The 14,130-nt window shown below is 66.2% G+C and carries 16 protein-coding genes; 11 read left to right on the forward strand and 5 right to left on the reverse strand.

Annotated elements, in window-relative coordinates:
* The first annotated feature begins 7 nt into the window (after positions 1-7).
* On the forward strand, positions 8-1,207 hold the full coding sequence (locus tag EQZ23_RS15365; protein WP_128455282.1) for a penicillin-binding protein activator: 1,200 nt from the start codon (positions 8-10) through the stop codon (positions 1,205-1,207).
* Between the two features lie 200 nt (positions 1,208-1,407).
* Here the strand turns inward: EQZ23_RS15365 and hemW are convergent, their stop codons facing one another.
* A complete protein-coding gene (gene hemW, locus EQZ23_RS15370; RefSeq protein ID WP_128455283.1) occupies positions 1,408-2,580 on the reverse strand; it encodes a radical SAM family heme chaperone HemW in 1,173 nt (390 codons plus the stop codon).
* Between the two features lie 43 nt (positions 2,581-2,623).
* Between hemW and EQZ23_RS15375 the strand changes: the two genes are divergently transcribed.
* Positions 2,624-3,181, forward strand: a complete 558-nt coding sequence (locus EQZ23_RS15375) for a CAP domain-containing protein (protein WP_128455284.1) — start codon at positions 2,624-2,626, stop codon at positions 3,179-3,181.
* A gap of 151 nt (positions 3,182-3,332) precedes the next feature.
* Positions 3,333-4,043 carry an EAL domain-containing protein gene (locus tag EQZ23_RS15380; RefSeq protein WP_128455623.1) on the forward strand — a complete coding sequence of 237 codons (711 nt, stop codon included), beginning with the start codon at positions 3,333-3,335 and terminating at the stop codon, positions 4,041-4,043.
* A 162-nt stretch (positions 4,044-4,205) separates the two neighbouring features.
* Here EQZ23_RS15380 and rdgB read toward each other — a convergent pair whose 3' ends face one another.
* Entirely contained in the window at positions 4,206-4,841 is a 636-nt protein-coding gene (gene rdgB / locus EQZ23_RS15385) for an RdgB/HAM1 family non-canonical purine NTP pyrophosphatase (RefSeq protein ID WP_128455285.1), read from the reverse strand.
* Complete coding sequence (gene rph, locus EQZ23_RS15390) at positions 4,838-5,554, reverse strand: ribonuclease PH (protein ID WP_056055360.1); 717 nt, start codon at positions 5,552-5,554, stop codon at positions 4,838-4,840. The genes rdgB and rph overlap by 4 nt, the downstream gene beginning before the upstream one ends.
* A 202-nt stretch (positions 5,555-5,756) precedes the next feature.
* Between rph and hrcA the strand changes: the two genes are divergently transcribed.
* The 5 genes from hrcA (at position 5,757) to EQZ23_RS15410 (ending at position 9,212) form a co-directional block, all read left to right on the forward strand.
* A complete protein-coding gene (hrcA, locus tag EQZ23_RS15395; RefSeq protein ID WP_128455286.1) occupies positions 5,757-6,800 on the forward strand; it encodes a heat-inducible transcriptional repressor HrcA in 1,044 nt (347 codons plus the stop codon).
* Between the two features lie 25 nt (positions 6,801-6,825).
* Entirely contained in the window at positions 6,826-7,365 is a 540-nt protein-coding gene (grpE, locus tag EQZ23_RS15400) for a nucleotide exchange factor GrpE (protein WP_128455287.1), read from the forward strand.
* A gap of 18 nt (positions 7,366-7,383) precedes the next feature.
* A complete protein-coding gene (locus tag EQZ23_RS20505) occupies positions 7,384-7,509 on the forward strand; it encodes a hypothetical protein (protein WP_276318479.1) in 126 nt (41 codons plus the stop codon).
* 132 nt (positions 7,510-7,641) lie between these two features.
* Positions 7,642-8,865 carry a threonine synthase gene (locus EQZ23_RS15405; RefSeq protein WP_128455288.1) on the forward strand — a complete coding sequence of 408 codons (1,224 nt, stop codon included), beginning with the start codon at positions 7,642-7,644 and terminating at the stop codon, positions 8,863-8,865.
* Between the two features lie 107 nt (positions 8,866-8,972).
* Positions 8,973-9,212 (forward strand): hypothetical protein, encoded by a 240-nt coding sequence (locus EQZ23_RS15410; RefSeq protein ID WP_128455289.1) that lies wholly within the window; start codon positions 8,973-8,975, stop codon positions 9,210-9,212.
* Positions 9,213-9,349: 137 nt separating this feature from the next.
* On the opposite strand, the gene EQZ23_RS15415 is transcribed toward EQZ23_RS15410, so the two are convergent.
* Together EQZ23_RS15415 and EQZ23_RS15420 are read right to left on the reverse strand one after the other, a co-directional pair.
* On the reverse strand, positions 9,350-9,814 hold the full coding sequence (locus EQZ23_RS15415) for a vgr related protein (protein WP_128455290.1): 465 nt from the start codon (positions 9,812-9,814) through the stop codon (positions 9,350-9,352).
* Positions 9,811-10,248 carry a copper chaperone PCu(A)C gene (locus EQZ23_RS15420; RefSeq protein WP_206364274.1) on the reverse strand — a complete coding sequence of 146 codons (438 nt, stop codon included), beginning with the start codon at positions 10,246-10,248 and terminating at the stop codon, positions 9,811-9,813. The genes EQZ23_RS15415 and EQZ23_RS15420 overlap by 4 nt, the downstream gene beginning before the upstream one ends.
* 165 nt (positions 10,249-10,413) lie before the next feature.
* Here EQZ23_RS15420 and dnaK point away from each other — a divergent pair, with 165 nt between their 5' ends.
* From dnaK to EQZ23_RS15435, 3 genes are all read left to right on the forward strand, one after another.
* Positions 10,414-12,321, forward strand: a complete 1,908-nt coding sequence (dnaK, locus tag EQZ23_RS15425; protein ID WP_128455291.1) for a molecular chaperone DnaK — start codon at positions 10,414-10,416, stop codon at positions 12,319-12,321.
* Positions 12,322-12,437: 116 nt separating this feature from the next.
* A complete protein-coding gene (dnaJ, locus tag EQZ23_RS15430) occupies positions 12,438-13,574 on the forward strand; it encodes a molecular chaperone DnaJ (RefSeq protein WP_128455292.1) in 1,137 nt (378 codons plus the stop codon).
* A 110-nt stretch (positions 13,575-13,684) separates the two neighbouring features.
* On the forward strand, positions 13,685-14,071 hold the full coding sequence (locus EQZ23_RS15435) for a hypothetical protein (protein WP_128455293.1): 387 nt from the start codon (positions 13,685-13,687) through the stop codon (positions 14,069-14,071).
* The last annotated feature ends 59 nt before the right edge of the window (positions 14,072-14,130 follow it).

The raw sequence follows: 14,130 nt of genomic DNA on the forward strand, positions 1-14,130 counted from the left end.
GACGGTCATGGCAGACGCGACGACGATACGGCAACCACGCGCATTCATACGCTGGGCCACCCTCACGGCCGCATGTTTGCTCGGCGCGTGCCAGACGATCGTCCCGCGCGGGCCGCTCGAGCCGTCGCAGCAGCGCCCGACCACGCGACCCGTCGATCGTCCCGACATCGGCGTCGAGACCGGCATCCCGCGCGATGCCGAGCGCAACCGCGTCGCGCTGCTCGTGCCGCTGTCGGGCAGCAACGCTGGCGTCGGCACGTCGATCGCCAACGCGACGATGCTCGCGCTGCTCGACACGCAGAACCAGCGCGTCCGGATCACCAACTACGACACCGCGACCGGTGCCGCCGCCGCCGCACAGCGTGCGATCGCCGAGGGTGCGCAACTGATCCTCGGGCCACTGCTCGCCGACGACGTCCGCGCGGTCGCGCCGATCGCCCGCGCCGCGAACATCCCGGTGCTGAGCTTTTCCAACGATCTCGGCGTGGCCGGCAACGGCGCGTATCTGATGGGCTATGTCCCGACCCAGTCGATCGCGCGGGTCGTCGATTTCGCAAAGGAGCGCGGCGTCAGCAACTTTGCCGGCCTCGTCCCCAACGGCCTGTACGGCGAGCGTGCATCGACCGCGTTCCTTCGCGCCGTCGAGGGCGCTGGCGGCCAGGTCGTCTCGCTCCAGACCTACGCGCGTGCTCCGGGCGCAGTCGCCGGCGCCGTCACGCGGCTTGCGGCAAAGGCACCTTATGATGCGGTGTTGATCGCCGACGGCGGCGCCACCGCGGCGTCGGCGGCAGCGATGGTCAAGCGCGGCAGCGGTGCGTCGACGCGTATCCTCGGCACCGAACTTTGGAACTCGGACACCGCGATTGCCGCCAAGCCCGCGCTGTCGGGCGCGTGGTACGCCAGCGTATCGGACACGCTGTACCGCCAATACGCCGCCAAATACCGCGCGCGCTTCGGCACCGGGCCATACCGCCTGTCGAGCCTCGGGTATGATTCGGTCCTGCTGACGGTGCGCATCGCGCGCGACTGGAAGCCCGGCACGCCGTTCCCGGTGAACCGCCTGCGCGACGGCGACGGCTTCGCGGGCATCGACGGCGCCTTCCGCTTCGGCAAGGACAACATCGCCGAGCGCGCGCTGGAGGTGAAGGAAATCCGCGGGGGCACGACCACGGTGGTTTCGCCAGCGCCGACCGGGTTCGGGAAGTAGAGCCGGTCCTACCCACGCCGTCACCCCGGACTCGTTCCGGGGGCCACCGTTCCGCACACTAAGACGACGTAGTCATGCGGAACCGTGGATGCCGGAACAAGCCCGGCATGACGGGTTCCGCACACTAAGACGACGTAGTCATGCGGAACCGTGGATGCCGGAACAAGCCCGGCATGACGGACGGGCAGCGTGTTCGGGTCTCAGGCGGTCACGATCTCCGGCAGGATGGCGTCGAGCAGCAGCGCACCTGCTTCGGTGACACGCAGCCGACCGGGCGTGCGCGCGATCAGTCCCAGATCCTCCAGCCGCGCCACCGCCGCCATGTCCACAGGCACCACGCCCGCGTTGAGCGCCGTGATCCGGTCCAGATCGACCCCTTCCGCCAACCGCAATCCCATCAGCAAAGCCTCGGTCGCGCGGGTCGATGGCGTCAGCGGGTCTTCCACCTCCATGCCGTGGCCGTTGCGGTCGACCGCGGCCAGCCAGTTCTCCGGCTTCTTGCGACGCACCGTCGCCAGCCCGCCACGCCGGCCATGCGCGCCCGGACCGATCCCGGCATAATCCTGGTAGCGCCAGTAAGCGAGATTGTGGCGGCTCTCCGACCCCGGCCGCGCGTGGTTCGACGTCTCGTACGCGGGCAGCCCCGCCGCCGCGGTGTCGGCGCGCGTCACCTCGAACAGGTCGGCCGCGGAGTCGCCATCGGGGATCACGATCCGACCCGCCAAAGCCTCGGTCGCGAACCGTGTGCCGGCTTCGATCGTCAGCTGATACAGCGACAGATGCTCCGTCCCGAGACTCAGCGCGCGCGCGAGTTCCGCACGCCAGTCGTCGAGCCGCTGGCCGGGGAGCGCGTAGATCAGGTCGAAACTCACGCGGGGAAAGACGCGCTGCGCGGTCGCGAGCGCCGCCTGCCCCTCGTTCACGTCATGCGCGCGGCCGAGGAACTTCAGCGCCTGGTCGTCGAGCGATTGCAGCCCGAGCGACACCCGGTTCACGCCTGCGCTGGCCAGATCGGCGAACCGTGCCGCCTCGACCGAGGATGGGTTCGCCTCCAGCGTGATCTCGATTCCCTCGGCGAACCCCCATGCCTTTTCCGCCGCATTCAGCACGGCCGCGACGGTTTCGGGCGGCATCAGCGACGGCGTGCCACCCCCGAAGAAGATCGACTGTAATTTCCGCCCCGGCAGCACGCGCGCTTCATGCGCGAGGTCGGTCAGCAGCGCGGCGCGCCACGCCGCCTGGTCCACCTCGTCGCGAACATGGCTGTTGAAATCGCAATACGGGCATTTCGACACGCAGAACGGCCAGTGGACGTAGAGCGCGAGATCGCCCGGTTGATGAGCGTTGGGGCTTGGTGTTTCGAAGACGGCCATTATCTCGCGCATATGGTCGCACGGGGCGGCCGAAGGAAGCGCTATGACGGCACGGATGGGTTTGGCGATCGCCGGGGCGCTGTTGCTGGCGGGCTGCGTGCAGGGGCCCGAGCGAGTCGTCGAGCCGCGCGAATCGATGGCGCCGGCACCGCGCGGTGCGAGCCTGCTCAAGACCGCGATGATGGACGGCCACAACGCCGCGCGCGCCGCGGTGGGCGTGGCGCCGCTGAGCTGGAGCGACACGCTGGCGACGACCGCGCGCGCCTATGCCGAGGAGATGGCGCGGACCCGCAAGTTCGCGCACGCCCCGCAACCCCAGGACATGAGGCGTGAAGGCGAAAACCTCTGGACCGGCACGCGCTACGCCTATGCCTATCCCGAGATGATCGGGCATTGGGTCGCCGAGAAGCGCGATTTCATCAACATGCCGACCCCCGGGTTCAGCCGCACCGGCAAGTTCGAGGACGTCGCGCACTATACGCAGATCGTCTGGCGCGGCTCGACCCAGGTCGGCTGTGCGATGGCGAGCAACAAGACCGACGACTATCTGGTGTGCCGATATTCGCCCCCCGGCAACGTCTTCGGTGAACGGGCATATTGATCTGGAGCAAGTGGAAACCTCGTCGTCGGTCGTACTTTCTTAAGTCGGCTCAGGTTAACCTGCTTCAATGCAATCAAAGCTCAAGCCCGAAGTCCGTCCTGGCGGGTGCGCCGGATGCCGCGACGGCGCCGGCCTGTCGTTCGCCTTCTCCATGGCGTTCCAGCCGATCGTCGATATCGAGACAGAAACCGTCTTCGCGTACGAGGCGTTGGTACGCGGTCCCGAGGGGCAGTCGGCGGCGAGCGTGCTGGGGCAGGTCGACTCGGCGAACATCTACGCATTCGACCAGCAATGCCGGGTTCGCGCGATCGAGGCATCGGTGGAGGCGGGGCTGCTCGATACGCCTTCGCGACTGTCGATCAATTTCCTGCCGAACGCGGTGTATTCGCCGGCGGCTTGCATCCAGCTCACGCTGAAGACCGCGGGCGCGGTCGGTATGCCGACCGATCGCCTCATCTTCGAGTTCACCGAGAACGAGGAGATGCTCGATCCGGTGCATGTCGCGAACATCATCGGGACGTATCAGAAGATGGGGTTCGGAACGGCGCTCGACGATTTCGGCGCCGGCCATGCCGGGCTCACTCTGCTCGCGCGGTTCCAGCCGGATATCATCAAGCTCGACATGGAGCTGATCCGCGACATCGACACCAGCCTGCCGAGGAGGATGATCGTAGAGGGGATGCTGCGGATGTGCACCGAGCTCGGGATTTCGGTGATCGCCGAGGGCGTCGAGACCGAAGGCGAGTTCGCGGCGCTGCGCGATCTCGGGGTGCGCTATATCCAGGGGTATCTGCTGGCGAAACCCGCGTTCGAGGCGCTGCCGGAGGTAAACTGGCCGAGGAAGCAACAGATCGCCGTCTGAAGCGGCTGACCCCGGACGTGCAATCCTCCCCCGCCAGCGGGAGGTGGCACCGTAGGTGACGGAGGGGGCGGACACGGAACGGCGGTTTTCCTAACCTCCCCCTCCGTCTGGCAAGTGCCAGCCACCTCCCCCTGGCGGGGGAGGATCGCCGTACGGAAAATCTCAGAACACCGCGGCTTCGAGCAGCTTGAACGCCTCGTTGCGGTGGCTGATCGCGTTCTTAGTCTCGTGCGGCAGCTCGGCATAGGTCTGGTCATGGCCGAGCGGTACGAACATGGGATCGTACCCGAACCCGACATTGCCGCGCGGCGGCCAGACGAGCGTACCCTCTGCACGCCCTTCGAACCATTCGACATGGCCGTCGGGCCAGGCGAGCGCGAGCACGCTGACGAAATGCGCGGCGCGGCTTGCGTCCGGACCCTTGGCGCGGACGGCGTCCTCGACCTTCTGCATCGCCATGTTCCAGTCGCGACCGGTCGGCGTTTCGGCCCAGTCGGCGGTGTAGACGCCCGGATCGCCGCCGAGCGCATCGACGCACAGCCCGCTATCGTCGGCGAGCGCCGGATAGCCCGACAGGTCCGCGGCCGAGCGCGCCTTCAGTTCGGCATTCGCGAAGAACGTCGTCCCCGTCTCGATGGGCTCCGGCAGGTCTAGCTCGGCGGCGGAGACCACTTCGAGCCCATGACCTTCGAGCAAAGCGGCGATCTCGCGGACCTTGCCCTTGTTGTGGCTGGCGATGACCAGCTTGCCGGGTTGCAGCTTGCGGATCGCCTGCGGTTCCTTCCCTTCGCCGCTCACTTGGCGACGGCTTTCGCTTGTGCTGCGAAGATGTCGGTGCAGCCGATCCGCGCAAGCCGCAGCAGGCGGAGCAACGCTTCCTCATCGTAAGTCGCGCCCTCGGCGGTCGCCTGCGCCTCGGCGATGTTGCCGTTTTCGAGCAGCACGAAGTTCGCGTCCGCATCCGCGCCCGAATCCTCGATATAGTCGAGGTCGAGCACCGGATTACCCTGATAGATGCCGCAGCTGATCGCCGCGACCTTCTGCGTCAGCGGGTCGGCGGTCAGCTTGCCGCTTGCGAGCAACCCGTCGATCGCGAGCCGCAGCGCGACCCAGCCGCCCGAGATCGACGCGGTGCGCGTGCCGCCATCCGCCTGGATCACGTCGCAATCGATCACGATCTGGCGCTCGCCGAGCAGCTTCAGGTCGACGACGGCGCGAAGGCTGCGGCCGATCAGCCGCTGGATTTCCTGCGTGCGGCCCGACTGCTTGCCCTTGGCGGCCTCGCGGTTGTTGCGCGTATTGGTGGCGCGCGGGAGCATGCCGTATTCCGCGGTCACCCAGCCTTCGCCCTTGCCGCGCATGAACGGCGGCACCTTCTCCTCGACGCTGGCGGTGACGAGCACCTTGGTGTCGCCGAAACCGATCAGGACGGAGCCCTCGGCATGCTTGGTGAAGCGCGGCTCGATCGTGATCGCACGCATCTGGTCTGGGGCGCGGCCTGATGGGCGCATGATGTATTCCTAAGTTTCTTCCGTTCGTCCTGAGTAGCTGCTGAGCGTGTCGAAGCGGCGTATCGAAGGATTGGCCGGTTTGGGGCATATCCTTCGATACGGGCCTTCGACTTCGCTCAGTCCCTACTCAGGACGAACGGGTGGTGGGCAATGTGCGTTGCCTAGCCTTTCGTTTGGTCGCTCGCCAGCCTAGATCAGGCGCATGGCCACGCCCCCCGTCACCGAACTGACCGACCGCGCGCGCGATATCTTCCGCGCTGTCGTCGACAGCTATCTCGCCAGCGGCACGCCGGTCGGGTCGAAGACGATCGCGCAGCTGACGGGCTTGAGCCTCTCGCCCGCGTCGATTCGCGGCGTGATGGGCGAACTCGAGGGGCTCGGCCTGCTCGCCAGCCCGCATACCAGCGCGGGGCGGATGCCGACCGATCTGGGACTGCGGCTGTTCGTCGACGGCATGATGCAGGCGATGGAGCCATCGATCGAGGAGCGCCAGACGATCGAGGCGCGCGCCGGTGTCGGCGGCCCGGTCGAGGAGGCGCTCGCCGCCACCACGCTCGCGCTGTCGGGGCTGTCGGCGTGCGCGGGGCTGGTGATGGTGCCCAAGCGCGAGCTGAAACTGCGCCAGATCGCGTTCGTGACGCTGTCGCCGCAGCAGGCGCTGGCAGTGCTGGTGAGCGAAGACGGGTCGGTCGAGAACCGCGTGATCGCGATGCCGTCGGGCATGACGCCGTCCGCGCTGGTCGAGGCGGGCAACTACATGTCCGCGACGCTCGGGGGGCTCACGCTGGCCGAGGCGCGGGGCCGGATCGAGCGCGAACTGGCGGACGGGCAGGCGGCGCTCGACGGCGCGGCGCGGACGCTGGTCGAGCAGGGAATCGCGGTGTGGAGCGAGGATGCGAATCGCCGCCCGGTGCTGATCGTGCGCGGGCAGGGGCGCCTGATCGACGCGGCGGCCGCGGCCGATCTCGACCGGGTCCGCGACCTGCTCGACGATCTCGAAGGGAAGCAGGAAGTCGCGTCGCTTCTGGACAGTGCGCGCGCCGGTGATTCGACGCGGATTTTCATCGGCGCGGAGACGAAATTGTTCGCGTTGTCAGGCTCTTCCGTCATCGCGCGCCCGTTCCGTGGATTGGACGGCCGGGTGGTCGGCGTGGTCGGCGTGATCGGGCCCACGCGGTTGAACTATGCGCGCGTCGTGCCCATGGTGGATTTCACGGCCGCAACGCTCGCCCGGTTGATGGGTTGAGCCGGCCCAAATTATAGGGAAAACCATGTCCGAGACCGACCAGAACGCCCCTGCCGACCTGCGCGAAGAAACCGCCGAGGACGCGCCCGAAGTCGCCACGAACGACCGCGTCGCCGAGCTCGAGAATCAGCTCGCCGAAGCCAAGCAGAACGTCCTGTACGCACAGGCCGAGATCCAGAACGTCCGCCGCCGCGCCGAGAAGGAAGCGCAGGACGCACGTGCCTATGCCGCCACCGCGTTCGCGCGCGACGTGCTGTCGGTCGCCGACAACCTGTCGCGCGGGCTGTCGGCGATCCCGGCGGACCTGCGCTCGGACGAGAAGATGAAGGGGCTCGTCACCGGGCTTGAAGCGACCGGTCGCGAGCTGGAGAGCGTGTTCCAGCGCCACGGCATTACCAAGATCGTGTCGGAGGGCCAGATGCTCGACCCGAACAAGCACCAGGCGATGATGGAAATCCCGAGCGACCAGCCGGCCGGCACGATCGTCCAGGAGATGCAGGTCGGCTACATGATCAAGGACCGCCTGCTGCGCCCGGCGATGGTCGGCGTCGCCAAGGCGGGTTAACGGTACGAGGAGAGCGGCGTGCACGATCTGGTCGGAGTGCCGATCGAGGGAATGGGCGCCGCTTGCCCTGATACATGGAAGCAGTTTTTCATCTGGCTGGCGGTCGTGGCCGTGCTGATCGGACTGTTTTTTGTTTTCCTTTAATACCGTCCGTCATGCCGGACCTGTTCCGGCATCCACCGTTCCGCGCATTAACGACCGTTTGGTTTGCGGCACGATGGACCCCGGAACAAGTCCGGGGTGACGATCACTTCTCGGCATCGGCAGGATGATGACTTGAACCAGAACCTCACCACCGATCGCGAGACCTTCGTCACGCATCTCGAATGCTCGATCACCGGCGAGCGGTACGAGGCGGACCAGCTGCACGGCCTGTCGCGCGCCGGGCGGCCGTTGCTGGTGCGCTACGATCTCGACGCGGTGCGCTCGACGATCTCGCGCGACACGATCGCGGCGCGGCCGACCGATCTGTGGCGGTGGCGTGAGTTGCTCCCGGTTCGCCACACGGCCAACATCGTCAGCCTCGGCGAGATCGAAACGCCGCTCGTGCCGATCCCCAAGTCTGGCGGCCCCAATGTCCTCGTGAAGGACGAAGGTCGCCTGCCGACCGGCTCGTTCAAGGCGCGCGGGCTGGTCATGGCGGTGGCGATGGCGAAGGAACTCGGCGTCACGAAGATCGCGATGCCGACCAATGGCAATGCGGGCGCCGCGCTGGCGGCCTACGCGACGCGTTGCGGGATCGAGACGATCGTATTCTGTCCCGACGACACCCCCGAGATCAACGTCCGCGAGATCGCGATGCAGGGCGCCCGCGTCTGGCGGGTCAACGGCCTGATCGACGATTGCGGCGCGATCGTCGGCAAGGGCGCCGCGGAAGGGCGCTGGTTCGATTTCTCGACGCTGAAAGAGCCCTATCGAATCGAGGGCAAGAAGACGATGGGCCTCGAACTCGCAGCGCAGTTCGGCTGGAAACTGCCCGATGCGATCTTCTATCCGACCGGTGGCGGCACCGGCCTGATCGGCATGTGGAAGGCGTTCGACGAACTGGAGAAGCTCGGCTGGATCGGATCGGAGCGCCCCAAGATGTTCGCGGTGCAGGCGAGCGGCTGCGCGCCGATCGTTCGCGCGTTCGAGGCGGGCGAGGAGCATGCCGAGCGCTGGGAAGATGCGAGCACCGTCGCGGCAGGCATCCGCGTGCCGAAAGCGGTCGGCGACTTCCTGATTCTCCGCGCCGTGCGGGAGTCGGGCGGGCAGGCGCTGGCGGTCGGCGATCCTGCGATCCTCAAGGCGGTCGATGCCGCGGCGAAGCAGGACGGGCTGCTGCTATGCCCCGAAGGCGGCGCGACGCTGGCGGCGTACACCCAGGCGCTGAGCACCGGACTGGTCGATGAGGACGACAAGGTCGTTCTTTTCAACTGCGCCACGGGGCTGAAATATCCGATGCCCGAAGCGCCGCAAGCGCTTGATAGAACACGACCTATCGATTTCGACGCGCTGTAAACGGCCGATTTCCCCCGTTTTGGTGGGTTGCGAACTACCAGATCGGTGGTTGAAATTGATCCATGTTGCCTGCAACGGGGCGCCCTTCTTCACAACAGGGGTCTTCAATGCAGAAAATTGTTCAAGTCGTTTGCGTCGTACTCATCGCTGCGGCGGTGATGTTCGGTGGGCGTTGGTACATGTATGTCGCGCGCGGTTCGAGCCCGTATGACGAGGTCGGCATCGCGCTGAACGGCTATGCGCCCGGACCGATGCGCGCCTGGGGCTGCCACAAGATGCAGGCGCGCTTCCCGGACCAGTTGCCGCCTTATGGATGTGCCGGGCCGGATGGTCGTAGCTGGCTTTAATGTGCCGTCATCGGACTAATCCTTAGCGCAATCCAAACACGTCATCCCAGCGAAAGCTGGGATCTCCCGGTGATAGCGCGCGCCCCTGCCGCGGGAGATCCCAGCTTTCGCTGGGATGACGGATTGGGGGGCGGGCCTCAAATTACCGATGTCGGCACGAACGGCAGCACCGTCTCGTATTGCGCGAGCGGCGGTGCCCCCGCCACCTTCGCCCCGGCTCGCAGCAGGAAGGCGTGGCGCACGATCTCGCCCTGCTGCTCTATCCCGTACCGGTGCAGCGCCACCCCCGGCCGGAATGCATAATCGTACCGGCACCAGGGATGCCGCGCTAAGGGCAGGAACACGCCGCGCTGATGCTGCCAGATGTGCGTCATCTCGTGGATGAACAGCCCCTGCAACGTCAGGTTGGCGTGCGCGAAGTCGTCGCACCACAGTTCGCCCTTGGGGTGGAAGTGGATGCAACCACGCGGCGCCATCACAGTGTCGCGCGGCTGGAAGAACGCCCATTTGCGCCGCGCCAGACTTACCTGGGAATAATCGATCGCGCCGCCGAACACCGACGCCGCCAGCGCGGTCTCGCCGTCGGTCAGCGTGCGCTTCACTGGCCGGCCGGTGTCCCCGCAGCGACCACGTTCGCATTGTACAGAATTCGCGTCCCGTCCGAGAACGCAAACGTCAGCATCGCCCGCGCGCCGGGCTTGATCCCCGGGTTCATGTTGAACAGCATCACGTGCCGCCCGCCCGGTGCGAACGCGACGTCGGTCTTCGCCGGGATCTCGATGCGCGTCAGTGGCGCCATCGATGTCACGCCGTCCTTCGCCATCGTCTCGTGCATCTCCGCCTTGATCGCGACGTCGGTGGTGACCGAGATCAGCGTCGCCGGGGTCGGCCCGCCATGGACCGTGAAATACGCCGCTGCAGGCCGCCCGGTCACCGCGCCCAATCGGATATAGGCGCCGTCGACCGACAGTTCCTTCGGCTGCGAGCACGACGCCAGTGCCATCGCCGCAACACCCAGTCCAAAAACGATACGCATAGGTTACTTTTCTCCAGGCGCTGCCTCTTGCGCATCCTATGGCCCATACAATCTTGCGGCAAGCGCGAGGCCACCTATATCGCGCCCATCATCAGAAAGGTTCCGCTGCCGTAACGGGGCGGAACCGGTTTCGTTTTATCGTATGCGAGGGGCTAGTTAGTACTCATGGCTAAAGTAATCGGCATCGATCTCGGCACGACCAACAGCTGCGTTTCCGTGATGGAAGGCGGCAAGCCCAAGGTCATCGAGAATTCCGAGGGCGCGCGCACCACGCCGTCGATCGTCGCATTCGCCAAGGACGGTGAGCGGCTGGTCGGCCAGCCGGCCAAGCGCCAGGCCGTGACGAACGGCGACAACACCATCTTCGCGGTGAAGCGCCTGATCGGCCGTCGTTTCGACGATCCCATCACCAAGAAGGACACCGAGCTGGTCCCGTACAAGATCTCGCGCGGGCCGAACGGCGACGCATGGGTCTCGGCGGGCGGCAAGGATTACTCGCCGTCGCAGATCTCGGCGTTCACGCTGCAGAAGATGAAGGAAACCGCGGAGTCGTATCTCGGCGAGACGGTCACGCAGGCGGTCATCACCGTGCCGGCCTACTTCAACGACGCGCAGCGCCAGGCGACCAAGGACGCTGGCCAGATCGCCGGCCTCGAAGTGCTGCGTATCATCAACGAGCCGACCGCGGCGGCGCTGGCCTACGGCCTCGACAAGCAGGACGGCAAGACGATCGCAGTCTACGATCTGGGCGGCGGCACGTTCGACATCTCGGTCCTCGAGATCGGCGACGGCGTGTTCGAGGTGAAGGCCACCAACGGCGACACCTTCCTCGGCGGTGAGGATTTCGACAACAAGATCGTCCAGTTCCTCGCCGACGAGTTCAAGAAGGCGGAGGGCATCGACCTCGCCAAGGACAAGCTGGCGTTGCAGCGTCTGAAGGAAGCGGCCGAGAAGGCGAAGATCGAGCTCAGCTCGGCACAGTCGACCGAGGTCAACCTGCCCTTCATCACCGCGGACCAGAACGGCCCGAAGCATCTGGTGAAGTCGATCACGCGCGCCGACCTGGAGCGGATGGTCGAGGACCTCGTCAAGCGCACGCTCGAGCCTTGCCGCAAGGCGCTCGCAGACGGCGGCCTGAAGCCCGAGGACATCTCGGAAGTCGTGCTCGTCGGCGGCATGACGCGCATGCCGCGCGTCCGTGAAGTCGTGAAGCAGTTCTTCGGCAAGGAGCCGCACACCGGCGTCAACCCGGACGAGGTCGTCGCGATGGGCGCCGCGATCCAGGCCGGCGTGCTGCAGGGCGACGTCAAGGACGTGCTTCTGCTTGACGTGACGCCGCTGTCGCTCGGCATCGAGACGCTGGGTGGTGTGTTCACCCGGATGATCGATCGCAACACGACGATCCCGACCAAGAAGTCGCAGACCTATTCGACCGCCGACGACAACCAGGGCGCGGTGACGATCCGCGTATTCCAGGGCGAGCGCGAGATGGCGGCCGACAACAAGATGCTCGGCAATTTCGATCTCGTCGGCATCCCGCCAGCACCGCGCGGCGTGCCGCAGATCGAGGTCACGTTCGACATCGATGCCAACGGTCTCGTCAGCGTTTCGGCCAAGGACAAGGGCACCGGCAAGGAGCAGCAGATCCGCATCCAGGCGTCGGGTGGCCTGTCGGACAACGACATCGACCAGATGGTCCGCGATGCCGAGACCTTCGCCGAGGAGGACAAGAAGCGTCGTGCGGGCGCCGAGGCGAAGAACAACGCCGAGAGCCTCGTCCACACGACGGAGCGCCAGCTCGCCGATAATGGCGACAAGGTCGACGAGTCGCTGAAGACCGAGATCCAGGCCGCGATCGACGCGACCAAGGCTGCGGTCGAAAGCGGCGATGCGGACACGATGACTGAGAAGAGCACCGCGCTCGCCCAGGTCGCGATGAAGCTCGGCCAGGCGATCTACGAGAAGCAGGCGCAGGCGGACGCATCGCCTTCGGCCGACGGCGACGCGGCGAAGAAGGACGACGACGTCGTCGACGCCGAGTTCTCCGAAGTCGACGAAAACCCGAAGGCGTAAACGACTTCCCCCTCTCCCCCTTGGGGAGAGGGTCGGGGTGAGGGGCAGTACCGAGAGGGTCCGCGTGTGGCGGCCCCTCTCCCAACCCTCTCCCCGGAGGGGAGAGGGCGAAGACGATGAGTACCCAGACAGACTATTACGAACTGCTCGAAATCGAGCGGACCGCGGATGCGGGGGCGATCAAGTCGTCCTACCGCAAGCTCGCGATGAAATATCACCCGGACAAGAATTCGGGCTGCAAGGATTCCGAAGCGCAGTTCAAGGCGGTTAGTGAGGCATATGATTGCCTCAAGGACCCGCAGAAGCGCGCGGCCTATGATCGCTTCGGCCACGCCGCGTTTCAGAATGGCGGCGCCGGCGCGGGCGGCGGCGGCGCGCAGGATTTCGGCGGCTTCAGCGACATCTTCGAAAGCGTCTTCGGCGAATTCATGGGCGGCGCGCAGCGCGGCGGCGGTGGCCGCAGCGCGGCACGGCGCGGTGCAGACCTGCGCTACGACATGGAGGTCAGCCTCGAGGAGGCGTTCCACGGCAAGACGACCGAGATCACGATCGACGTCTCAGCGCTCTGCGAGACCTGCGACGGCTCTGGCGCACGCGCCGGCACTCGCGCGAAGACCTGTCAACATTGCGGCGGTCATGGGAAAGTCCGTGCGCAGCAAGGCTTTTTCGTGGTCGAGCGCGCCTGCCCGGTCTGCAATGGCGCTGGCGAAGTCATCGCCGATCCCTGCCCGGACTGCCGCGGCGAAGGCCGTGTCGACAAGACCAAGACGCTCTCGATCAACGTCCCCCCCGGCGTCGACGAAGGCACGCGCATTCGCATGTCGGGCGAAGGCGAGGCGGGCGCGCGCGGTGCCCCCCCGGGCGACCTCTACATCTTCCTCCACGTGACCAAGCACGCTCTGTTCGAACGCGAAGGCACGACCTTGTTCGCGCGCGCACCGATCAGCTTCACGGTCGCATCGCTTGGCGGATCGCTATCGATCCCCGGCCTCGACGGCCGCACGCACGAGGTCAAGATTCCCGCCGGCATCCAGTCGGGCAAGCAACTCCGCCAGCGCGGCGCGGGCATGCCCGTGCTGCAGGGCCGGGGCTTCGGCGACCTGGTGGTGCAGATCGACGTCGAAACCCCCACCCGACTCAGCAACCGCCAGAAGGAACTGCTGGAAATGTTCCGCGAGACGGAAACCGGCGACGAATGCCCGGCCAGCCAGGGCTTCTTCGCCAAGTTGAAGGGCGTGTTCGCCGCGGAATAAGCCGGGTACGGTATTGAACGAGAGGGGGCACAATGCTGGCATGTCTTTTTACGGCGATGGCATGTTGGCTGGTTATGGTGGCTGCCCCCCAGACACCGATCGGCAAAGCGATGCGCCGCATGGCCATCGAGCGGCCGGCTGCGCGGTTGTCGCGTTTTACCCGCGGCGACGCTGCCGTGATGTTCTTCTTGATGATGGCAGCCGGGATGGTGACGCTGGTCGGCGAAGGGGACGGCATTCGATTGCTCACGCTGGCCGCGCCCGATGTTGCGATCTGGATCACCACCTTCGAAGTGTCGGTCTATCTCGATATCGTCATGGCGCTCGCGGCCACGGTCTCCAGTCTTCGCATCCGCGGCGTCATGGGGCGTTATCTCAGGGCGTTCGGCCGACACCCGGCAGCAAAAGCCCGTCAGCGGGCGATCCGCTCGCGGAGAGTACGGCCGACGGCGGCTGACAACGACGATGACAGGCACTGGCTTGCCATTGCGGCCTGATCTCGGGGTGAATTCGCGCTTGAATGCGCCGCGGCTTCCGCCAGAATGAATAGCGACCA

Origin of the sequence: Sphingomonas sp. UV9 (assembly GCF_004101245.1) — a bacterium.
Lineage (GTDB): Bacteria > Pseudomonadota > Alphaproteobacteria > Sphingomonadales > Sphingomonadaceae > Sphingomonas.

Bases quoted from the DNA above. Each gene is read 5' to 3' on its own strand.
- rph (WP_056055360.1), bottom strand. From the start codon at position 5,554: ATGCGCCCATCAGGCCGCGCCCCAGACCAGATGCGTGCGATCACGATC.
- grpE (WP_128455287.1), top strand. From the start codon at position 6,826: ATGTCCGAGACCGACCAGAACGCCCCTGCCGACCTGCGCGAAGAAACC.
- EQZ23_RS15420 (WP_206364274.1), bottom strand. From the start codon at position 10,248: ATGCGTATCGTTTTTGGACTGGGTGTTGCGGCGATGGCACTGGCGTCG.
- EQZ23_RS15380 (WP_128455623.1), top strand. From the start codon at position 3,333: ATGGCGTTCCAGCCGATCGTCGATATCGAGACAGAAACCGTCTTCGCG.
- EQZ23_RS15410 (WP_128455289.1), top strand. From the start codon at position 8,973: ATGCAGAAAATTGTTCAAGTCGTTTGCGTCGTACTCATCGCTGCGGCG.
- EQZ23_RS15375 (WP_128455284.1), top strand. From the start codon at position 2,624: ATGACGGCACGGATGGGTTTGGCGATCGCCGGGGCGCTGTTGCTGGCG.
- EQZ23_RS15435 (WP_128455293.1), top strand. From the start codon at position 13,685: ATGCGCCGCATGGCCATCGAGCGGCCGGCTGCGCGGTTGTCGCGTTTT.
- dnaJ (WP_128455292.1), top strand. From the start codon at position 12,438: ATGAGTACCCAGACAGACTATTACGAACTGCTCGAAATCGAGCGGACC.
- EQZ23_RS15365 (WP_128455282.1), top strand. From the start codon at position 8: ATGGCAGACGCGACGACGATACGGCAACCACGCGCATTCATACGCTGG.
- hemW (WP_128455283.1), bottom strand. From the start codon at position 2,580: ATGGCCGTCTTCGAAACACCAAGCCCCAACGCTCATCAACCGGGCGAT.
- dnaK (WP_128455291.1), top strand. From the start codon at position 10,414: ATGGCTAAAGTAATCGGCATCGATCTCGGCACGACCAACAGCTGCGTT.
- hrcA (WP_128455286.1), top strand. From the start codon at position 5,757: ATGGCCACGCCCCCCGTCACCGAACTGACCGACCGCGCGCGCGATATC.